Origin of the sequence: Phenylobacterium haematophilum (genome assembly GCF_014196295.1) — a bacterium.
GTDB classification, from domain to species: domain Bacteria; phylum Pseudomonadota; class Alphaproteobacteria; order Caulobacterales; family Caulobacteraceae; genus Phenylobacterium; species Phenylobacterium haematophilum.
The window spans coordinates 95,417-116,143 of the sequence record NZ_JACIDK010000007.1 but is presented as its reverse complement, the minus strand read 5'-3'; the positions used below and the strand labels follow the sequence as shown (position 1 = coordinate 116,143).

Here is a 20,727-nt window from a genome sequence, read left to right as displayed (position 1 = left end):
TCGACGCCCTCATGCCGGAAACGCCCATGCGCCGCTCGATCCTGTCCCTGACGCTCGCCCTGACCGCTCTGGCGGGGGCCGCCCAGGCCGCGCCGTCGCTGGTGGTGCCGATCGACCAGAGCACGCCCCTGACCCTGCCACGAGGCGCCCGCGACGTTCTCATCGGCAACCCGGCGATCGCCGACGTGGCGGTGATCGACGCCGGCAAGGCGGTGATCAGCGGCCGCGGCTACGGCGTGACCAACCTGGTGGTCATCGACCAGCTGGGCCGCACGGTGCTGGAGCGCCAGGTGGTGGTCGCCGCCCCGAGCGAAGGCCGGGTATCGGTGATCCGCGGCCCGAAGGTTTCGGAGTACGCCTGCGCCGGCGGCTGCGAACGGGCCGGCGGCGGCGACGGCGATTCAGCTAAGCCTTAAACCTCCAGTTAGCCAGACTTGGCTAGTCTCCAGCGCTCACGCTCCCTGGAGACGCCATGCCGCGCTCTGCAACCCAGCTCCGTACCGTTATCCGGCGGTTCGTGCGTTCGCGCCGCGGCGCCACGGCGGTGGAGTTCGCCCTGATCAGCATGCCGCTGATGATGCTGCTGTTCGGGGTGCTGGAGCTGGCGATGATCCTGCTGGTCTCGGCGACCCTGGACACCGCCACCGACTTCGCGGCCCGCAACATCCGCACCGGCCAGTTCCAGAGCGGGCTGAGCAAGGCTCCGGTCAGCCAGCAGGGCTTCCGCCAGCTGGTCTGCATCAACATGAGCTGGCTGCAGCCCCTGTGCTCGATCGACGCGCCAAAGCCCGGCGAAGCGGACCCCAATCCACTGTTCGTCGAGGCCCGCACCTTCAACACCTTCGCCGACGCCGGCGCCGCGCCGGCGCGCGACCCGGCCACCTTCGATCCTGACGCCACCAACTGGTGCGCCGGCAACCCGGAAGACATCGTGGTGGTCACGACCTACTTCAAATGGCCAATCATCACGCCGCTGATCCGCCCGTTGTTCAAGAACTACGACGGCGGCCGGATGATCAGCTCGACCCGGTTGTTCCGCAACGAGCCGTTCAACCCGGCGCTCCCTCGCCAAGGGAACCAGACCTCATGCTGACGCGAAACGTGCTCCGCGATCGCCGCGGCTCGGCCGCCGTCGAGTTCGCCTTCATCGTGCCGATCGTGCTGGCGCTCTACTTCGGCATGGTCGAGGCGACCCAGGCGCTGCTGGCCAACCGCCGCGCCGGCGCGCTGACCACCGCCGTCGGCGACCTGGTCACACAGCAGGCGCAGGTGAGCACCGCCGACGTCGACAACATCTTCAACGCCAGCCGCTCGATCATGAAGCCGTTCCCGGTCGACGGATTGGCCATGCGGGTGACCAGCATCGAGATCAACGCCAGCGGCACGCCCAGCGCCAAGTGGACCCGGGCCAGCGGCTCCATCGCGGCCACCGACGTCAGCACGGTGGCGGCGGCCATGCGAACGCCGAACACCGGGGTGCTCCGGGCCGAGACCGTCTACACCTACCGCACGCCGTTCCAGAAGATGCTGCCGGGGACCTTCACCTTCCGGCACAAGATGGACCTCAGCCCGCGGGCCGGGGTGCCGATCACCTTCACGCCCTGACCGACGCGGCCAGCGCCGCCACCGCCGACGAAGGCTCCCACGAAAAGCCGTCCAGCGAACGGACCTGACGTACGCCGATCAGGGCGTTGGTCAGGAAAGCCGCGTCGGCGCGGGCCAGTTCGGCGACGCCCGAACGGGTTTCGACCACCGCCAACCCCTGCCCTTGCGCCGCAGCGATCACCCGCGCGCGCATAGTCCCGGCCAGCACCCCGCAGTCGAGCCGCGGCGTGTAGAGCCGCCCGCCCCACAGCCAGAAGACATTGGCCGCGCTGGCGCAGGCCACATCGCCGCGGGTGTTGAGCATCAACGCCTCGTCCGCGCCCGCATCGCGCGCCTGCGCCCTGGCCAGGACGTTGTCGAGATAGGAGAGCGTCTTCAGCCGCGAGGCCGGCGAGAGGTCGTTGCGGCGCACCGTGCTGGTGATCAGGTCGGCCGGCTCCTGCGGGGCCGGGGCCGGCGCGGCGGCGGCGAAGAGGCGGATGGCCGGCGGGTCGGGACGGTCGAGGCCGCGCCCGCCGGAGCCGGCGGTGAGGGTCAGGCGGACGGCCGCGCGGGGCGCGTCCAGCCCGGCCAGCGCTTCGGCCATGGCCCGACCGGCGGCGGCGCGGTCGAGCGGCGGCAGGCCGAGGCTCGCGCAGCCGGCGGCCATGCGGTCAAGGTGTGGACCCGGCGCGGCCGGGATCCCGCCCACCGCCAGCAGGGTTTCGAACAAGCCGTCGCCGAGCAGCAGGCCGCGGTCGTCAAGGGGGATCATGGGCAGGCCTCCTCGGTGAGGGCTTTGGCCAGGGCGGCGATCTTGGCCTCGGTCTCGAGCCGCTCGGCCCGCGGATCGCTGCCCTCGACGACGCCGGCGCCGGCGCGCGCCTCGACCCGCCAGCCATCGGGGGTTTCGACGCAGGCGGCGGTGCGGATCAGCACGCTCGAATCGAAGCCCCCATCGGCGCCCGCCCAGAACAGAGAGCCGCAATAGGGACCGCGTGGAGTTTCCAGTTCCGCGATCACCTTCATCGCCTGGACCTTGGGCGCGCCGGTGATCGAGCCCGGCGGGAAGGCGGCGGACAGCAGATCGAGGGCGTCGCGGCCGGGGCTGAGCCGCCCGGTGACGGTGGAGACGAGGTGGTGGACGTTGGCGAAACTCTCCAGCGCCCAGAGGCTGGGGACCTTGACGCTGCCGGGCGCGCAGACGCGGGCCAGGTCGTTGCGCATCAGGTCGACGATCATCAGGTTCTCGGCCCGGTCCTTGTCGCTGGCCAGCAGTTCGGCGGCGAGGGCGGCGTCGGCGGAAGGCTCTGCGCCGCGTGGGCGGGTGCCTTTGATCGGCTTGGTTTCAGCTCGGCCGTCGCGAACCTGCAGGAAACGCTCGGGAGAATTGGAGACCAGGGCCAGGCCCGGCAGCCGGAGATAGGCGGCGAACGGCGCGGCGCTCTCTTCGAGCAGGCGGGCGAACAGGTCGAAGGGCCGGGCGCCGGCCGTCAGCGTCCCGGTCCAGGCGCGGGCGATGTTGGCCTGGAAAATCTCGCCAGCGCGGATGCGGGCGACGACCTGGGCGACGGCGGCTTCGTAGGCGGCTGGGTCGCCCGCCTCCAGCGGGCCGGCCAGGGCGCCGGCATGGGGCGCGAGCGGCGCGGCGTCCATCCAGGCGAGCGCGTCGCCGGCGCGGGAAAGCGCTGTCTTGGCGTCGTCGGCGCGGCCGACCGCAAAGACCGCGCGCGACTGGTGGTCGAAGGCCAGCAGCGCCTCGTAGCGGGCGGCGGCGAGGTCGGGCCAGGCGTCATGGCGAGGCAGGCCGAGCGGCTCGACGTGGTCGCCGAGCTCGTAGGCGGCGAGCCCGACGACGCCGCCCTGGAACGGCGGGCCCTCGGCGGCGGGGGCCGGCGGACCGAGCAACTCGCGCAGGGCCGTGAAGGGATCGCCGGCGCCCCGATGAACCAGCGTCGCGGCCGGGGCGCGCGCGACGTAGGACCAGCGCGCGCCGGCCCCGCCGGTGACGAGGCCCAGCGCCCAGGCCTCGTCGGCGAAGGCGCTCAGCACCTCGGCCGGTTCGCGCCAGGGCGAGGGGAGCTGGGCGACGCAGGTCATGGCGCGGGCCTTAGCGCCGCGCGAGCGGCAGGGAAAGTCAGATGCGGCGGCCGCCTCCGCGCACGAACAGCAGGCCGACGAAGCCGATGGCGAGCAGGATGGTGACCATGGCGAAGCCGCCCTGCTGGCTGTGGGTCGCCTTGGTGCCCCAGTTGACCATCATCGGGCCAAGCCAGCCGGTGGCGACTCCCGACAGGGCGTAGACCCCGAAGAAGGCCCCGGTCTGATCGGGCGGGGTGATCCGCGTCAGCATGGTGCGGCTGGAGGCGTACTGGGCGGTGATGAACACTGCGTTGGAGAAGCCGATCAGGATGAAGATCCACTCCGGCAGGGTGCGGAACACCGGCCCGTCCCACATCGGGGCATGGGCGGCGGCGTCGAAGGCCCAGAAGTAGAGGATCTTGTCGGGCGCCATGCCGAGCATGGCGATGATGCCCAGCAGCGACATGAAGATCTCGACCCGCACCGCGCCCTTGGGCCCGAGGCCGGCGTCGAGCCAGCGGCCGACGAAGCCGCCGAACACCGCCAGGATCGACAGCACGATGCCGTACATCAGCATCTCCAGCGCCCCCCACTTCATCACCCCGATGGCGTAAAGCCCGGCGTAGATGAGGATGGCGTTCATGCCGTCGACGTAGAACATCCGGCTGACCAGATAGATCGCCGCGTCCTTGTAGCGGCGGACGGTGGCGACCATCCGCACCAGTTGGACCGCGCCGTTCCGGAAGGCGGTCAGCATCGGGACGCCGGTCTTCGGCGCGTCGGGCGTGAACAGGAACAGCGGCAGGGCGCCGAACGCGAAGATGGCGGCGGCCATCAGCGCCACCACCCGTTCCGGCTCGTGGCTGGCGGGGTCGAGACCGAACAGCGGCGCCTGGGGCACCCAGGCCCAGTCGACCTTGCCCGGCAGGGCGAAGGCCCAGGCGGTGAAGGCCAGCGCCACCACCGAGGTGAAGTTGCCGAGCGCCAGGGCCAGGCCCGAGGCCTTGTGGGCGCCGTTGAGGCCGGCGGCGCGCACCAGCAGCGAATTGTGCAGCACCTCGCTGAACGCGAAGAGCAGGCCGATGGCCGTGGTCAGCAGCATGACCATGGTGACGGTCAGGCCGCTCTGGTCCGGCCTGGCCCACCAGAGCGCGATCATCATCGGGACCATGAGGCCGACGATCAGGGCCAGCCAGCCCTTGCGGGGACCGAGCTGGTCGATCGAGGCGCCGAGCAGCGGCGCGGTCAGCATCACCGCCCAGCCGGCGTACTGGCTCCATTGCGAGATCACCTCCTGGCCGCGCACAGGATCGCCGACCATCACGCCCGCGACATAGGGCATGAAGATGTAGATGGTGATCAGGATGACGTAGGGGTTGCGGGCCCCTTCGAACAGCGACCAGGCGACCCCGCCGCGGTTCAGGCGGCCGTCGCCCATGACTTCGGCGTCGATCGGCAGATCGGCGACCGCGCCGGACCCGCTGGCTTCAACTGTGCTCAAGGCCGTCTCCCGGTCGCCCGCTCATGGCGGCGGACTTGGCCGGCACGTTACGCCTCGCCGGGGGCTTGGGAATCGAAAAAGCGGCATGGCGCACAGATAACGCCGTTGCCCGATCAGCGCGGCGGCGGCATAGTCCGCGACGTCGACAACGGCCCACGCAACGGGCCGGCGCAGGGAGAGTGAAATGAGAACGTTCGTGTCCAGCCAGAAAGGAAATTCCTCGCAACAGGACATGACGGTTCATGCAATCACGAACCCCGAGGGCGCACGCAGACGCGCGGCATAACCCCCTCGCCTTCCGGCCGAGCGCCGGACTTTCGGCCCAGGCCCGCGCCCGGGCGCTGAAATTCGTTTCCTACTATCGGCCGCACATTCCGCTGCTTGTGGCGGATCTTGCCTGCGCAGTGATCGTCTCGGCGACGGCGCTGTTCCTGCCGCTGTGCGCCAACTACGTCGCCCGCCAGCTTGGCGCGGCCGGCGACGCGCCGCTGGCGCTGAACCAGATCTACGCGGTCGGCGGGCTCATGCTGGGCCTGCTGGCGGTGCAGGTGCTGGCGACGCTGTTCGTCGACTACCAGGGCCATGTGATGGGCGCGAAGATGGAGAGCGCGCTCCGCAAGGAGCTGTTCGAACACTGCCAGACCCTGCCCTTCCGCTTCTACGACCAGACGCGGGTCGGGCAGCTGATGAGCCGGATCACCAACGACCTGTTCATGCTGGGCGAGCTCTATCATCACGGTCCCGAAGACCTGGCGATCGCGGTGCTGAAGTTCGCCGGGGCGATCGCGATCCTGGCCTATCTCGACCTGCCGCTGACCTTGATGATCGTGGCGATCATCCCGTTCGCGGTGATGTACGCCCTGCACTTCAGCGGGCGGATGAACGTCGCCCTGACCCAGTCAAAACGGCAAGTCGGGGCGATCAACGAACGGGTCGAGGACGCGCTGGCCGGCATCCGGGTGGTGAAGTCGTTCGTGGGCGAGGCGGTGGAGAACCGGCGCTTCGAGGCGGAGAACCAGAAGTTCCTCGACACCCGGCGGGCCGGCTACAAGAGCGAGGCCTACTTCTCTGTCGGGACCACCACCTTCGCCCAGCTGATCACGGTGGTGGTCATCGTGGTGGGGGCGATCCGGGTGCAGCAGGCCCAGCTCAGCATCGCCGATATGCTGACCTTCCTGCTCTGCGTGGCGGTGCTGATCGACCCGGTGCAGCGGCTGGCGAACTTCGTGCGGCTCTGGCAGCAGGGCTACACGGGCTTCACCCGGATGATGGAGATCCTGGAGACCACGCCGGAGGTCGCCGACCGGCCCGGCGCGATCGTGCTGGATAGGCCGCGCGGGGCCATCGCGTTCCGGGATGTCAGCTTCCGCTACGAGGAGGACGGCCAGCACGTGCTGCGCAACGTCACGCTCGATGTGCGGCCGGGGGAGTTCGTCGCGCTGGTCGGGACCTCGGGGGTCGGCAAGACGACGCTGTGCTCGTTGATCCCGCGGTTCTACGAGCCCAGCGCCGGGGCGGTCGAGGTGGACGGGATCGACGTGCGCGACCTGACGCTGAGCTCGCTCCGCCGCAACGTCGCCGTGGTGCAGCAGGACGTCAACTTGTTCGCCGGCAGCGTGGCCGAGAACCTGCGATACGGGCGGCCGGACGCCAGCGACGAGGAGATTGTCGAAGCCGCCCGGCGGGCCAACGCCCACGACTTCATCAGCGCGCTGCCGAACGGTTACGACACCTACATCGGCCAGCGCGGGGTGAAGCTGTCAGGCGGGCAGAAGCAGCGGCTGACCATCGCCCGCGCGTTTCTGAAGGACGCCCCGATCCTGATCTTCGACGAGGCGACCAGCGCGCTCGACAATGAAAGCGAAAGGGCCGTGCAGCAGGCGCTGGGCGAGCTGGCCAGGAACCGCACGACCCTGGTCATCGCCCACCGGCTGTCGACGGTGCGGAACGCCGACCGCATCCTGGTGCTGACCGACCAGGGGGTGGCTGAGCAGGGCAGCCACGACCAGCTGATCGCCGCCGGAGGCGCCTATGAGGGGCTCTACCGGATGCAGGCGAGCATCTAGGGCTCAAATCGTCATCCCCGGTCGCGCGAGCGTACCGGGGATCCACAGTCGCAAGTCCGTCCTGAGAGGCGCGCGGCTATGGATGGCCGGGACCTGACGGCCCGGCCATGACGAGCGGGTTGGATCAGGCCAGCTTGGCTTCCGCGGCGGCGAGGCCGGCCGGGCCGTCGGCCTTGAAACCCTGGGCGGCGAGGGCTTCGGAGAGCGCGTTCAGGCACAGGCGGACGTGCCACGGGGTCGCCGAAGCGCCCATCAGGCCGATGCGCCAGACCTTGCCCTTCAGCGGGCCGAGGCCGGCGCCGATTTCCAGGTCCCACTTGTCGAGCACGTAGGCGCGCACGGCGGCCTCGTCGACGCCGTCCGGGACGATCACCGCGTTGAGCTGCGGCAGGCGGTCCTTTTCTGCAACCAGGAACTTCAGGCCCATCGCTTCGATACCGGCGGCGAGCGCTTCGTGGGTGCGGGCGTGGCGGACGAGAACGGCCTGCTGGCCTTCCTCGAACAGCGCGACGAGGCTTTCGTGCAGGCCGTAGAGCGCGTTGATCGGCGCGGTGTGGTGATAGGTGCGCCCGCCGTCGCCGCCCCAGTAGCTCATCAGCAGATTGAAGTCGCAGAGCCAGTTGCGGACCTTGGTCTTGCGGCCGGCGATGGCTTCCTGCGCGCGCTTGGAGAGCGCGATGGGCGAGAGGCCCGGAGGGGCCGATAGGCACTTCTGGGTGCCCGAATAGACCGCGTCGGCGTCCCAGGCGGCGACGTCGACGGTGATCCCGCCGAGCGAGGTCACGCAGTCGACGATGGAGAGCGCGCCGTACTTGCGGGCCAGGCCGCAGAGCGTGGCGGCGTCCGAACGCGCGCCGGTCGAGGTTTCGGCGTGAACAAAGGCGAAGACCTTGGTCGGGGCGGCCTTGAGGGCTTCCTCGACCGCGGCCGGATCGACCGGCTTGCCCCACTCGAACTCGACCTTCACGACCTCGGCGCCGGCGCGGTCGGCCATGTCGGCCATGCGGCCGCCGAAGGCGCCGTTGATGGCGATGACGGCGCGGTCGCCCGGCTCCAGCAGGTTCATGATCGCCGCTTCCATGCCGGCGGTGCCGGGCGCGGGCAGCGGGACGCAGGCGTGGTCGGGGGCGTTGAACAGCCGGGCCAGCGCGCCCTTGATCTCTTCCATCAGTTCCTGGAACTGCGGGTCCAGGTGACCGATGGTTGGACGGGCCAGGGCCGACAGTACGCGGGGGCTGACGTCGGAGGGGCCGGGCCCCATCAGGATGCGCCGCGGCGGCTGGAAGCTCTGCATGACTGGTCCCCGTCTTTGTTGGTTGCGGGGACGCTTAGGGGATCGGACGGCCGATGTCAGCCCGGGGATGACACCATGCGTCTGGACTAGCGCAGGATGCGGGCGGCGATGGCGTCGCGCAGGGCCGCGTCGACGCCGAGGACTTCGGCCAGGTAGTTGTCGACCGAGCCGTGACGCTCGGTCATCACCGCGAAGGCTTCGGCGAGGAACGCCTCGTGGACGCTGACCGCCTGACGCAGGCCGGCGTCGTCGACGGTGACGCCGGTCAGGTCGCGGATCCAGGGACCGAGGAACTCGACACGCTTGTCGATGGCGGCCGCGTCGTTGGTGGCCAGATAGTCGGCCATGGTGTCGTCGCGATGCACCCCGGCGATGTGGTGGGTCAGGGCGCAGATCATGCCGGTGCGGTCCTTGCCCGCCGCGCAGTGCACGACGACCGCGCCCTCGGTCTCGGCCAGGGTCCGGAAGTAGCGGCTGAACAGGTCCACCATCCGCTCGGCGTGCGGCGCGGCGCGATAGAAGTCGAGGCTGTCCTGGAAGAACCAGTCGGCGTTGACGCTGGAGGCGGCCTTCAGGGCGTCGGCCCAGTCGTGCTCGGGTCCGTCGATGTCGTTCTCGATCACTGCGCCGGCGAAGCCTTCCCAGCGGCGGGACGGCTCACGCTCGCGCTCGCGACGGCGGCGCAGGTCGACGATCACCCCGACCCCGAGGTCGCGCAGGGCGGCGAGGTCGCCGTCGGTGGCGTAGGCGTGGTTGGCCGAGCGGAACAGGCGCCCCGCCTTCAGGCCGCGGCCGCAGGCCGTGCCGTAGCCGCCGAAGTCGCGGAAGTTGTCGATGGCTTCGAACTTGATCGTCGTCATGGCCGCGGATTTAGCGCTTCCAGGTGACGATTTCGAGAGGGCGCGGCGCCTCAGGCCCAGCCGAGCAGCGCCAGCAGGCCGAGCGCCAGGACGCCGAGCAGCAGCAGCGACAGACTGGCCGCGGCGATGACCCGCGGCCCGGCCCGCAGCAGCGCGCGGACGTCGGTCCCGAGGCCGAGCGCGGCCATGGCGGCGACGGTCAGCCAGATGGAGACCTGGCCGGCGGCGTGGATCGCGGCCGGCGGAGCGAGACCGGCGGCTCGCAGCGCGGCGAGCCCCAGGAAGGCGACCACGAACCAGGGGACCAGGCGGCGCAGGTCGGCGCGCTCGCCGCCGCGCGACAATAGGCCGAGCGCCAGGCACACCGGGCCGAGGGTCACCACCCGGGTCAGCTTGACCAGCGCCCCGACCTGCACGGCCGCGGCCCCGGCCGGCGCTGCGGCGGCCAGCACCTGGGGTACGGCGTAGACGGTGAGGCCGGCGAAGGCGCCGGCCGCCAGCGGCGAGAGCCCGAGCAGCGCCGCCAGCGCCGGCGCAGCCAGGACCACCCCGACCCCGAGCACGGCGGTGAAGGCGATGGCGGAGGCGACGTCGTCCGGCTCGGCGCCGATCACCGGGGCGACGGCGGCGATGGCCGAGTTGCCGCAAATCGAGTTCCCGGCGGAGATCAGCACCGCCATGCGGCGCGGCAGGCCGAAGGTCCGGGCGATGGCGTAGCCGCCGGCCACGGAAAGCGCCACGACCAGGGCGATACCGGCCAACATTGCGGGACCGACGGCGGCGAGGCTGGCGGCGCTGACGCCGAGGCCGAGCAGGGCGACGGCGAGTTCGAGCAGGGTTCGGGCGCTGAACTCGACGCCGCCGGTCCACAGCGGCCCCGGGGCCCAGACGGTGCGAACCGCGGCGCCGAGCAGGATGGCGAGGACCAGCGCCTCGAGCCAGGCGCGGCCGGTCAACTGCACCTCAAGGCCCTGCAGGCCGACGGCGGCGAGGCCGAGCAGCGCGCAGAGGAGGACGCCTGGGAGACGGGCGCGGAGGATGGCGGCGATCGACATGCCGTCTTGTCCGCCCAACCATTCAATCGATCCAACGCATTGTTATTGCCATTTCAATCGCCAAATCCGATCATTCGGCATGACATTGGAGCAGCTTCGGATCTTCGTGGCGGTAGCCGAGCGCCAGCACATGACGCGAGCGGCGCAGGCGCTGAACATCACCCAGTCGGCAGCCTCTGCTGCGATCGCGGCGATGGAGGCGCGGCACGACACCCGGCTGTTCGACCGGGTCGGACGCGGGCTGGCGCTCAGCGAGGCGGGCCGCGCCTTCCTGCCCGAGGCCCGGGCGGTGCTGGCCCGCGCCGCCGACGCCGGGCGGCTGCTGGACGACCTGGCCGGCCTGAGGCGCGGGCGCATCGACATCTTCGCCAGCCAGACGGTCGGGGCGTACTGGCTGCCGCCGCGGTTGGCGGCGTTCGGGCGCGACCACCCCGGCATCGAGCTGCACCTGGCGATCGGCAACACCGCCCAGGTCACCGAGGCGGTGCTGAGCGGAGCGGTCGAGCTGGGCTTCGTCGAGGGCGCCGTCGAGGCGCCGCTGCTGGAGCGGCGGCAGGTCGGGGCCGACCGGCTGGCGATGGTGGCGACGCCCGATCACCCGCTGGCGCACGCCAAGACCTTCGACGTCGCGCAGCTGACCGAACATCGCTGGGCGCGACGCGAAGCCGGATCTGGAACGCGCTCGGAGTTCGAGCAGGCGCTGCGCGGGCTGGGGGTCGATCCGGACGCCCTGCCCTGCGCCCTGGTGCTGGCCTCGAACGAGGCGATCGTGGCGGCGGTGGCGCAGGGGGGCCTGCTGGCGGCGGTGTCGGAGCTGGCGGCGCAGCCGCTGATCGTCAGCGGCGCGCTGGCCGCCATTGGGCCGGAGCTGCCGCCGCGACCGTTCGATCTGGTCCGTCACCCCGACCGCAGGCCGAGCCGCGCGGCCGCGGCGCTGTTGCAGACGCTTTAAGCGCCGAGGCGCTCGATCTCTTCCTCGATCACCCGGGCGACGACGTCGGACTGCTGCCGCAGGGAAAGCCCCTCGCCGAGCATGCGGGCATAGACGCCGCGGCCGGCCTGGAAGGCGGTGAGGCTGGACGACAGCAGGATGGCGCGGACCTTGGATTCGGTGTTGGTCCGCGGCTGGCCGAGGGCGCGCGCGATCAGCGCGGCCGAGAGCTCCATCCCCGGCGCCCAGAGGCGCGAGTAGAGCAGTTCGTGCGCCGGTCCCGGCACCGCGATCTCGCGGTGGATGAACAGGGCCCAGCTGCTGCTGTCCTCGTCGGCCAGCATGAAGTCGATCAGTCTGCGGTAGAATCCGTTCAGCGCGGCGCGAGCGTCCTGCGGCGTCATCGGCGCCTGCATCGCCGCCAGGGCCTGGCGGCCGACCTCGCCGAGGGCGGCCTCATAGCGCAGGGCGATCTCCTCGGCGCAGGCCATGTAGAGCCCGTTCTTGTCGCCGAAATAGTAGTTCAAAGTCGGCAGGCTGGCCTCGGCGTCCTCGACGATCTGGCGGGTGGTGACCGCCGCGAAGCCGTGCTGGCCGAACAGCTTGGCGGCGACGTCGAGCATGCGGGCGCGGGTCTCGTCGCCCTTGCGGTAGCCGGCGGGTCGCGGGTCTGGTCTGGCCGAAGTCATCGTCCATTCTCCCCCAGAAGCGGCGCGCCTCAAAATGGGGTGAATGCCTGCCGCACGTCAGACAAAAAGCTATAGTCCGATAGATTTTCGTGAAACGCTGATTTCGCTGACAGATGCATGTCGCGACGGGAGAACCCGTTCGGAGAAACTCCCGCCCTCAGGCGGACGCCTCGGCCGCAATCACATAATCATGGCCGTGGGCGAGCCCGCCGTGCCGCAGGCATAGATCGAGGCTGCTCCCCCGCATTGTCTCGATCATCAGCCCCATGGCTGCGGCTAGGGCGGAGTCGGGCAGCTTGACGAGGCGACGCTTCGCCATGTCGAGCTGCCCGTTCACCCAGGTTTCCCGGTAGCGATTGGCGAACCGGCGCGCCGACAGCACACGGTAGCCGGACGCCTGGAGGGCGTTGACCACCCACTCGGCCGGATACTCGCGGTAAGGCGTTTCCCCAGAGAGGAGCAGTACGGCGTCGCGCAGCCGGCCGATGTCGCGGACGGCGCGGGCGGCCGGGGTTTCGGCTTCGCCGACGACGTAGGGATCGAGCCCGACGACATAGATCCGCCGCTTCACCAGCGGCCGCAGCCGCGCGAACAGCTGCGACTGGAAGTAGGGCGAGAAGCCCTCGATCGCGCCGACCAGGTAGTCGGCCAGCACGGTGTCGAACCCCTCTCCCGCCAGCATGTCCGGGTCGGTCCAGTTGCCGACGATCAGCCGGTCCTGCGAGCGGAAACGGCCGCCGGCCCGGTCCTGGACCTGGGCGGCATGGCCGGGCGAGCCGGTGACCGCGCACCAGCGCTCGGTCGGCAATGCGGTCGACCACAGCGCGGAGTTCACACCGGTCCCCGCGTCGAGGAACGCGCCCCAGGGAGCCTCGCCCTGCAGCTGCTCGATATGGCGGAAAAGCGCGGAGGTCTTGAGGGGCGGGCCTGAGAGCATCTTGATGAGTGTTACGTTATAACATAATGAGCGACCCTTCAGTCATGAGCCGGGGTCCCGTAAAATGCAACTTCGAACCGTCCTCCTCGCCGCCGCAAGCCTGTCGGCGGTGAGCGCCACAGCGGCCTGGGCCGACCAGTCCGGCCCCGGAACCGAGATCGGAGAGATCGTCGTCACCGGCGACCCGTTAGGCCGCTCCGACAAGGACGTGATCTCCAGCGTGGCGGTGGTGCGCGGCCAGGACCTGGCCCATCGCCGCCAGTCGACGCTGGGCGAGACCCTGACCGGCCTGCCGGGCGTGAACTCCGACACCTTCGGCGGCGGAGCCAGCCGGCCGGTGATCCGCGGCCAGACCGCGCCGCGGGTGAAGGTGCTGACCGACGGCTCGGCGCTGATGGACGCTTCGGAGGTGTCGCCGGACCACGCCGTGTCGGGCGAGCCGCTGCTGCTGGACGGCATCGAGATCCTGCGCGGCCCGAGCGCCCTGCTCTATGGCGGCGGGGCGATCGGCGGAGCGGTCAACCTGATCGACAAGAAGATTCCCACCGCGATCCCTGACAAAGGGTTCGAGGGCGTCGCCGAGGTGCGGCTCGGCTCGGCCGACAACGAGCGCGCGGGCGTGGTCGGGGTGACCGGCGGGACCGGAAACGTCGCGATCCGCCTGGAGGCGGCGGGCCGCCGGGCCGACGACTACGAGGTTCCGGAGTGGCCGGAGGACACCCTGGACGGTTCGTTCAACCGCAGCCGCACGGCGACGCTGGGCCTCTCGTGGGTCGGCAGCCGGGGCTATCTGGGCGCGGCCTATACCGACCAGCGCAGCACCTACGGCCTGCCCGGACACAGCCACGAGTACGAGGATTGCCACCCGCATGGCTCGAGCCTGCACTGCGGCGGCCACGACCATGACCACGAGCACGAACATGGCGAGGGCGACGAGCACGGCGCGCCGATCGTCGAGCTGAAGAGCAAGCGGGTCGACGTGCGCGGCGAGCTGCGCGACCCGATCGCCGGCGTCGAGCGCATCCGCCTGCGCGGCGGCTACACCGACTACGCTCACGACGAGATCGACGACGGCGTGGTGGCGACCACCTTCACCAACAAGGGCTATGACGCGCGGATCGAAGCGCAGCACGCGCAGATAGGCGCCCTGCGCGGGGTGATCGGTGTGCAGACCGCCCGCAGCGACTTCGCCGCGGTCGGGGCCGAGTCGTTCATCCCCAAGAGCCGCACCATCAACTCGGCGATCTTCCTGCTTGAGGAGCTGGAGCTCGGCGCCTGGCGGTTCGAAGGCGCGCTGCGCCAGGAGTGGCAGGACGCCCGCGCCCAGGGTCGCGTCGACACCGACCACAGCCCGTTCTCGGCCTCGGCGGCGGCGACCTGGCGGTTTGCGTCCGACTATGCGCTCAGCCTGTCGGTGGCCCGCTCGCAGCGCGCGCCGAGCGCCCAGGAGCTCTATGCCCGCGGCGTCCACCTGGCGACCAACACCTACGAGATCGGGACCGCGACGCTGGACGTCGAGACCGCCAGCTCGGTGGAACTGGGCCTGAAGAAGACCGGCGGGGCGACGACCTTCTCGGCCAGCGCCTATCGCTACGCCTATGACGGCTACATCTTCGCCCGCACCCTCGACCAGTTCGAGGACTTCCGGCTGATCCGCTACAGCCAGGCCGACGCGACCTTCACCGGTGTTGAGGGCGAGGTCCGCCACGCCTTGGCGCCGGGGCTGTCGGCGGCGGTGTTCGGCGACTATGTGCGCGCCGAGTTCGACGACGACGGCGGCGACCTGCCGCGCATTCCGGCCGGGCGGCTGGGCGTGCGGGGCGACTTCGCCCGGGGCGACTGGTCGGGGAACCTGGAATACGTGCGGGTCTTCGAGCAGGACCGCATCGCGCAGTTCGAGACCAAGACCCCCGGCTACGACATGGTCAACGGCACGGTGGCCTACGACTTCGCGGCCGGCGGCTTCGCCAGCCAGGCGTTCGTGCGCGGCACCAACCTGCTGGACGAGCACGCGCTGAACCACGCCTCGTTCATCACCGACGTCGCGCCGCTGCGCGGCCGCAGCTTCGCGGTCGGCCTGCGGACGAGGTTCTAGGAGTTGGTCCCACTCAGGTCGTCATGGCCGGGCCGATAGGCCCTGGCCATTCATAGACAAAGAGCCTGACCAGGACGCGCATGGGCGTATGGATCCCCGGCACGCATGCGCGGCCGGGGATGACGATGCTGGTGGTGGTGCGTCCTTACCTAAACGGCGGCTCGTCGAAGCTGCGCAGCTTGCGCGAGTGGACGCGCGAGCCCTCGTCGCGCAGCAGGTCCATGGTGGCGATGCCGATCTGCAGATGCTGGCCGATGGCGCGTTCGTAGAAGGCGTTGGCCTGGCCCGGCAGCTTGATCTCGCCGTGCAGCGGCTTGTCCGACACGCAGAGCAGCGTCCCGTAAGGCACCCGGAAGCGATAGCCCTGGGCCGCGATGGTGGCGCTTTCCATGTCGATGGCCACCGCCCGCGATTGATTGAACCGCAGCGACGAGGACGAGAAGCGGAGCTCCCAGTTGCGGTCGTCGGTGGTCACCACCGTGCCCGTGCGCAGGCGGCGCTTGAGCATCTCGCCGCTCTCGCCGGTGACGTTCTCGGCGGCGCGGTTCATGGCCACCTGGATCTCGGCGATCGGCGGGATCGGTATCTCCGGCGGCAGCACGTCGTCGAGCACATGATCGTCGCGCAGGTAGGCGTGGGCCAGGACGTAGTCGCCGATGGTCTGCGAGCCGCGCAGCCCGCCGCAGTGGCCGATCATCAGCCAGGCCTGGGGCCGCAGCACCGCCAGGTGATCGGTGATGGTCTTGGCGTTGGACGGGCCGACGCCGATGTTGACCAGGGTCAGGCCGCGCTTGCCCTTGGCCATCAGGTGATAGGCCGGCATCTGGTGGCGGCGCCAGGCCCCGTCGGCGACCACCTGCTCGGGGTTCTGCGTCTCGGCGGTGACCAGCACGCGGCCGGCGGCGCTGAGCGCGTCGTAATGGCCCTCGCGGATCTGCTGGCAGCCCCAGCGCACGAACTCATCGACGTAGCGATGGTAGTTGGTGAACAGGATGTAGGGCTGCACGTGTTCGGCCGGGGTGCCGGTGTAGTGCGCCAGCCGGGCCAGCGAGAAGTCGGTGCGCAGGCCGTCGAACAGCGCCAGCGGCCGGGTCGGCTCCAGGCTGGCGTCCCAGAAGCCGTCGGCGATCTCGTCGCCGATGTGGGCGAGCTCCGTGGTCGGAAAATGGCGGGCGATCTGGGCCGAGCCGATGTCGGCCATGGCCAGATCGACGGCGCCGTCCAGCACGTAGGGGAACGGCATCTCCTGGCGCGAGCGCCCGACCTCGATGACGACGTCGAAGTCGGCCATCAGCAGGCTGATCTGCTCGGTCAAATAGTCGCGGAACAGGTCCGGTCGCGTAACTGTGACCGAGTACTCACCCGGCTGGGAGAGACGGGCGTAGGCGCGGGACAGACGCGGGTAGCTGTGACCCGGAGGCCAGGTCAGCCGCAGTTCCGGATAGGCGAAAATTCCTTCGGCGCGGGCGGCTGCGCTGGGCGGAGAACCGCCGGCCAGGAAGGTCTTCAAGGCGCTCCGCAGAGCTTCGACGGTCGTCTGATATTCGGTATTGAGCCGCTCGACGATGGCGGCTGCTTTCTCGTCGTTGAACATGGGTCAGTTTAGCCTGCTCTTGTGCAGGTTGCGAGACGTCTCTTTCACGCTTCTGCAAAGCTATGGACGAAAGCCCCCATTGTCGGCCACAAGGCCTGCTCTAGTGACGTTGGGGGACCCGCCATGAACAGACTTTTCACCGCCTTCATTGTTGGGGCGATGGTGCTCGGGGTCCTCGTCGGCTGGGGCGTGAACCAGGGGCTGAGCCCCGAACAGGCCAAGTCCGTCGCCGACAACCTGACCATCATCACCGACGTCTTCCTGCGGCTGATCAAGATGATTATCGCCCCGCTGGTCTTCTCGACCCTGGTCGCCGGCATCGCCCACATGGAAGACGCCGCCTCCATCGGCCGGGTCGGCGTCAAGACCATGGCCTGGTTCATCACCGCCTCGATCGTCTCGCTGACCATCGGCCTTTTGATGGTGCACCTGATCCAGCCGGGCGTCGGCATGGGCCTGGTCGACAGCGCCGGTCACGCCGCCGGCGCGGTGGACGCCAGCAAGCTGACCCTCAAGGAATTCGTCACCCACCTGGTGCCGAAGTCGATCGTCGAGGCGATGGCCAACAACGAGATCCTGCAGATCGTGGTGTTCTCGGTGTTCGTCGGCACCGCCGTTGCGGCCCTGGACGACAAGGCCCCGGCCGTCACCGCCCTGGTCGACCAGATCGCCAACATCATGCTGAAGGTCACCGGCTACGTCATGAAGACCGCGCCGCTGGCGATCTTCGCGGCGCTCGCGGCGACCATCTCGACCCAAGGCCTGGGCGTGCTGGTCGACTACGCCAAGTTCGTGCTGGGCTTCTACGCCTCGCTCGGCGTGCTGTGGGGCCTGTTGAGTCTGGCGGCCATCCTGATCGTCGGCAAGCGCGCGCTGCAGCTGCTGGGCGCGATCCGGCAGCCGGCGCTGCTGGCCTTCGCCACCGCCTCGTCGGAAGCGGCCTATCCGCGGACGCTGGAGGAGCTGCAGAAGTTCGGCCTGTCGCGCCGGATCTCCAGCTTCGTGCTGCCGCTCGGCTACTCGTTCAACCTCGACGGCTCGATGATGTACTGCACCTTCGCGGTGCTGTTCATCGCCCAGGCCTACGGCATCGAACTGACGATCGGCCAGCAGATCACCATGCTGCTGCTGCTGATGGTGACGTCGAAGGGCATGGCCGGCGTGCCGCGCGCCTCGCTGGTGGTGATCGCCGCCACCCTCACCTACTTCGACCTGCCGGAAGCCGGCCTGCTGCTGATCCTCGGCGTCGATCACCTGCTCGACATGGGCCGCAGCGCCACCAACGTGGTCGGCAATTCGGTGGCCGCGGCGGTGGTCGCCAAGTGGGAGAACCAGATCGAGGAGCCCGGCGGGAGCGAGACCGCCCGCGCCTGAAGTCCCCCGACGGGCGCTCGTTTCGGGCGCCCGTTAACGGACGATTCCGGGATTGCCGCATATTACGCGTAACCCTGATTTTTCAGAGGACGCGGAAGGGGGCGGCATGAAGGGCATCGTCTTGACGGAGTTCCTGGGATCCAAGACGGATTCCACGGGCCCGGCCGGACGGCGTCCGGGGGCCTGATCGGCCGTGAGCCTCTTTGGTCAACCCACCGCACCCGCGGCGCGCGACGCCGAGGCGCTGCTGATCGAGGCGCGGCAGGAGCTGCGCCAGGTCTCGGCGAGCCTGGCCGCGCGCATCGAGGAGCTGGAGACCGAGCGCGCCCTGACCATGCACCTGGCGCGGACCGACAGCCTGACGGGGCTGTTGAACCGCGGGGCCTTCACCGCCGCCCTGATCGGACGGCTTGAGGACGCCCAGCGCAGCGGCGCGCGCGTGGCGCTGTTCGTCATCGACCTCGACCGCTTCAAAAACCTCAACGACAGCCTCGGCCATGACGCCGGCGACCAGCTGCTGGTCGAGATCGGCCGCCGGCTGAAGGCCGACGCGCGCGAGGGCGACGTCGTCTCGCGCCTGGGCGGCGACGAGTTCGCGGTCATCGCCGCCGGCGCCGACGCCCCGGCGCGGGCCGCCGAGCTGACCTCGGCCCTGACCCAGACCCACACCATCTATGGCCGGGCGATCGCGCCAGGCGCCTCGGTCGGACTGGCGGTCTACCCGACCGACGCCGCCGACGCCGCCGACCTGCAGCGGTTCGCCGACATTGCGCTCTACCGCGCCAAGACCGCCGGGGGCAGCCGCTGGGCGGCCTTCGACGAGGACCTCCGCAAGGCCACCGAGGCGCGCAACAGTCTGGAGACCGAGCTGCGCCGCGCGATCCCGGCGGGCGATATCGTTCCCTGGTTCCAGCCGGTGGTGAACGCCGCCGACGGCCGCATCATCGCCGCCGAGGTGCTGGCCCGCTGGAACCACGCCGAGCGCGGCATGATCCCGCCAGGCGTGTTCGTGCCGCTGGCCGAGGAGTTGGGCCTGATCGGCGAGCTGGACGGGGCGATCTTCCAGTCCGCCTGCCAGCGCGCCGCCCCTTGGGTTTCCGAGGGCATGATCGACACGATTTCGTGCAACGTCTCGCAGCGCGAGCTGCTGGACCCGGCCTTCTCGCGCAAGCTGATCGCCCGGCTGGCCGACACCGACCTGCCGGCCACGGCGCTGACCGTCGAGATCACCGAAACCTTCCTGGTGCACGACCTGAGCCTGGCGCGCCGCCACATCGAGCGGTTGGCCTCACGCGGCGTGCGCATCGCGTTAGACGACTTCGGCACCGGCTATTCGAACCTGCGGGCGTTGCTGCAGCTGCCCATTCACACCGTGAAGCTGGACCAGTCGCTGATCGGCGGCGTCGGCCGCGACCCGCGCGTCTCCAAGCTGGTCCGCGCCATGCTCAGCGCCGCCAAGTCGTTGGACGCCCGCATCGTCGCCGAGGGGGTCGAGGACGAGGCCCAGGCCATCTTCCTGCGCGCCGCCGGCGCCGACCGCATGCAGGGCTACCTGTTCGCCCGCCCGATGCCGGGCGACGCCTGCGAGGCGCTGATGCGCGAGCAGGCCGCCGGCGCCGAGGCGCCCACCGACCGCATCATGGCCGCCGCCGCCACCCTGCGCACGGCCGCATTTTAGGCGATCGGCGCGCGCCGCCGGCTAGGGCGCCGGCCCGACTCGACAATCCTCTCCCCGCCCCGCGAGATGCCAGGCGCCGCGCCCGGCGCGACGGCCATCAACAGGAGCAGGACGATGCCCACCATCACCACCACCGACGGCGCCGAAATCTTCTACAAGGACTGGGGCTCGGGACGCCCCATCGTGTTCCACCACGGCTGGCCGCTGAGCGCCGACGACTGGGACGCCCAGATGATGTTCTTCCTCTCCAAGGGCTTCCGGGTGATCGCCCACGACCGCCGCGGCCACGGGCGCTCGACCCAGACCTCCGGCGGGCACGAGATGGACACCTACGCCGCCGACGTAGCGGCGCTGGCCGCGCACCTTGACCTGAAGGACGCCGTGCACATCGGCCACTCGACCGGCGGCGGCGAGGTGGCCCGCTATGTCGCCCGCCACGGCGGCGGCGGCCGGGTCGGCAAGGCGGTGCTGATTGGGGCGGTGCCGCCGATCATGGTCAAGTCGGACAAGAACCCGGGGGGCCTGCCGATCGAGGTGTTCGACGGCTTCCGCGCCGCCCTGGTCGCCAATCGCGCGCAGTTCTTCCGCGACGTGCCGGCCGGGCCGTTCTACGGCTTCAACCGCCCGGGAGCGAAGGTCTCCGAGGGCGCCATCGACAACTGGTGGCGCCAGGGGATGATGGGCGCGGCCAACGCCCACTACGAGTGCATCAAGGCGTTCTCGGAAACCGACTTCACCGACGACCTGCGCGCGATCGAGGTTCCGGTCCTGGTCATGCACGGCGACGACGACCAGATCGTGCCGATCGCCGACTCCGCCCTGCTGGCGATCAAGCTGCTGAAGAAGGGCGAGCTCAAGGTCTATCCCGGCCTGCCGCACGGCATGTGCACGACCCATCCGGAGATCGTCAATCCGGACCTGCTGGCGTTCATCCAGGCCTGACGAAATCGGACGGCGGGAGGGCGGCTGCGCCTTGCGCAGCCGCCC

The 20,727-nt window shown here is 70.1% G+C and carries 18 protein-coding genes; 9 read left to right on the top strand and 9 right to left on the bottom strand.

Annotated elements, in window-relative coordinates; all coding sequences use genetic code 11:
- Nucleotides 1-26 precede the first annotated feature (26 nt).
- Genes GGQ61_RS19155 through GGQ61_RS19145 form a run of 3 tightly spaced genes read left to right on the top strand, consistent with a single transcriptional unit; the run spans nucleotide 27 to nucleotide 1,605 of the window.
- The gene (locus tag GGQ61_RS19155; RefSeq protein WP_183776369.1) at nucleotides 27-416 is read left to right on the top strand and encodes a pilus assembly protein N-terminal domain-containing protein; all 390 of its coding nucleotides are present in this window, start codon (nucleotides 27-29) and stop codon (nucleotides 414-416) included.
- Nucleotides 417-472: 56 nt separating this feature from the next.
- Nucleotides 473-1,093, top strand: coding sequence for a TadE/TadG family type IV pilus assembly protein (locus tag GGQ61_RS19150; protein WP_183776367.1), 621 nt, complete (start codon nucleotides 473-475; stop codon nucleotides 1,091-1,093).
- Complete coding sequence (locus GGQ61_RS19145) at nucleotides 1,087-1,605, top strand: TadE/TadG family type IV pilus assembly protein (RefSeq protein ID WP_183776365.1); 519 nt, start codon at nucleotides 1,087-1,089, stop codon at nucleotides 1,603-1,605. The genes GGQ61_RS19150 and GGQ61_RS19145 overlap by 7 nt, the downstream gene beginning before the upstream one ends.
- On the opposite strand, the gene GGQ61_RS19140 is transcribed toward GGQ61_RS19145, so the two are convergent.
- From GGQ61_RS19140 to GGQ61_RS19130, 3 genes are read right to left on the bottom strand one after another with little or no spacing between them, the layout of a single operon-like run.
- Nucleotides 1,595-2,359, bottom strand: coding sequence for an aminotransferase class IV (locus GGQ61_RS19140; RefSeq protein ID WP_183776363.1), 765 nt, complete (start codon nucleotides 2,357-2,359; stop codon nucleotides 1,595-1,597). The genes GGQ61_RS19145 and GGQ61_RS19140 overlap by 11 nt on opposite strands.
- A complete protein-coding gene (gene pabB / locus GGQ61_RS19135; protein WP_183776354.1) occupies nucleotides 2,356-3,684 on the bottom strand; it encodes an aminodeoxychorismate synthase, component I in 1,329 nt (442 codons plus the stop codon). Before pabB ends, GGQ61_RS19140 begins: the two co-directional genes overlap by 4 nt.
- Before the next feature lie 37 nt (nucleotides 3,685-3,721).
- Entirely contained in the window at nucleotides 3,722-5,167 is a 1,446-nt protein-coding gene (locus tag GGQ61_RS19130) for an MFS transporter (protein WP_246371097.1), read from the bottom strand.
- Nucleotides 5,168-5,409: 242 nt separating this feature from the next.
- Between GGQ61_RS19130 and GGQ61_RS19125 the strand changes: the two genes are divergently transcribed.
- Nucleotides 5,410-7,233 (top strand): ABC transporter ATP-binding protein, encoded by a 1,824-nt coding sequence (locus GGQ61_RS19125; protein WP_183776352.1) that lies wholly within the window; start codon nucleotides 5,410-5,412, stop codon nucleotides 7,231-7,233.
- Nucleotides 7,234-7,357: 124 nt separating this feature from the next.
- On the opposite strand, the gene GGQ61_RS19120 is transcribed toward GGQ61_RS19125, so the two are convergent.
- The 3 genes from GGQ61_RS19120 to GGQ61_RS19110 all read right to left on the bottom strand — a co-directional run bounded on the left by GGQ61_RS19120 (nucleotide 7,358) and on the right by GGQ61_RS19110 (nucleotide 10,442).
- Nucleotides 7,358-8,527, bottom strand: a complete 1,170-nt coding sequence (locus tag GGQ61_RS19120; RefSeq protein ID WP_183776350.1) for a pyridoxal-phosphate-dependent aminotransferase family protein — start codon at nucleotides 8,525-8,527, stop codon at nucleotides 7,358-7,360.
- Nucleotides 8,528-8,613: 86 nt separating this feature from the next.
- Complete coding sequence (locus GGQ61_RS19115) at nucleotides 8,614-9,387, bottom strand: tyrosine-protein phosphatase (protein ID WP_183776348.1); 774 nt, start codon at nucleotides 9,385-9,387, stop codon at nucleotides 8,614-8,616.
- A 50-nt stretch (nucleotides 9,388-9,437) separates the two neighbouring features.
- A complete protein-coding gene (locus GGQ61_RS19110) occupies nucleotides 9,438-10,442 on the bottom strand; it encodes a YeiH family protein (RefSeq protein WP_183776346.1) in 1,005 nt (334 codons plus the stop codon).
- A gap of 79 nt (nucleotides 10,443-10,521) precedes the next feature.
- Between GGQ61_RS19110 and GGQ61_RS19105 the strand changes: the two genes are divergently transcribed.
- Entirely contained in the window at nucleotides 10,522-11,394 is an 873-nt protein-coding gene (locus tag GGQ61_RS19105) for a LysR substrate-binding domain-containing protein (RefSeq protein WP_183776344.1), read from the top strand.
- On the opposite strand, the gene GGQ61_RS19100 is transcribed toward GGQ61_RS19105, so the two are convergent.
- Together GGQ61_RS19100 and GGQ61_RS19095 are read right to left on the bottom strand one after the other, a co-directional pair.
- The gene (locus GGQ61_RS19100; protein WP_183776342.1) at nucleotides 11,391-12,062 is read right to left on the bottom strand and encodes a CerR family C-terminal domain-containing protein; all 672 of its coding nucleotides are present in this window, start codon (nucleotides 12,060-12,062) and stop codon (nucleotides 11,391-11,393) included. The genes GGQ61_RS19105 and GGQ61_RS19100 overlap by 4 nt on opposite strands.
- A gap of 157 nt (nucleotides 12,063-12,219) precedes the next feature.
- A complete protein-coding gene (locus GGQ61_RS19095; RefSeq protein WP_183776340.1) occupies nucleotides 12,220-12,999 on the bottom strand; it encodes a class I SAM-dependent methyltransferase in 780 nt (259 codons plus the stop codon).
- 64 nt (nucleotides 13,000-13,063) lie between these two features.
- Between GGQ61_RS19095 and GGQ61_RS19090 the strand changes: the two genes are divergently transcribed.
- On the top strand, nucleotides 13,064-15,094 hold the full coding sequence (locus tag GGQ61_RS19090; protein ID WP_183776338.1) for a TonB-dependent receptor domain-containing protein: 2,031 nt from the start codon (nucleotides 13,064-13,066) through the stop codon (nucleotides 15,092-15,094).
- Between the two features lie 145 nt (nucleotides 15,095-15,239).
- On the opposite strand, the gene GGQ61_RS19085 is transcribed toward GGQ61_RS19090, so the two are convergent.
- Nucleotides 15,240-16,688: an AMP nucleosidase gene (locus GGQ61_RS19085; protein WP_183776336.1), complete on the bottom strand. Its 1,449-nt coding sequence runs from the start codon at nucleotides 16,686-16,688 to the stop codon at nucleotides 15,240-15,242.
- Between the two features lie 123 nt (nucleotides 16,689-16,811).
- Between GGQ61_RS19085 and GGQ61_RS19080 the strand changes: the two genes are divergently transcribed.
- The 3 genes from GGQ61_RS19080 (at nucleotide 16,812) to GGQ61_RS19070 (ending at nucleotide 20,682) form a co-directional block, all read left to right on the top strand.
- On the top strand, nucleotides 16,812-18,062 hold the full coding sequence (locus GGQ61_RS19080; protein WP_183776334.1) for a dicarboxylate/amino acid:cation symporter: 1,251 nt from the start codon (nucleotides 16,812-16,814) through the stop codon (nucleotides 18,060-18,062).
- A 193-nt stretch (nucleotides 18,063-18,255) separates the two neighbouring features.
- Entirely contained in the window at nucleotides 18,256-19,740 is a 1,485-nt protein-coding gene (locus GGQ61_RS19075; protein ID WP_183776332.1) for an EAL domain-containing protein, read from the top strand.
- A gap of 114 nt (nucleotides 19,741-19,854) precedes the next feature.
- Entirely contained in the window at nucleotides 19,855-20,682 is an 828-nt protein-coding gene (locus tag GGQ61_RS19070; protein WP_183776331.1) for an alpha/beta fold hydrolase, read from the top strand.
- Nucleotides 20,683-20,727 lie beyond the last annotated feature (45 nt).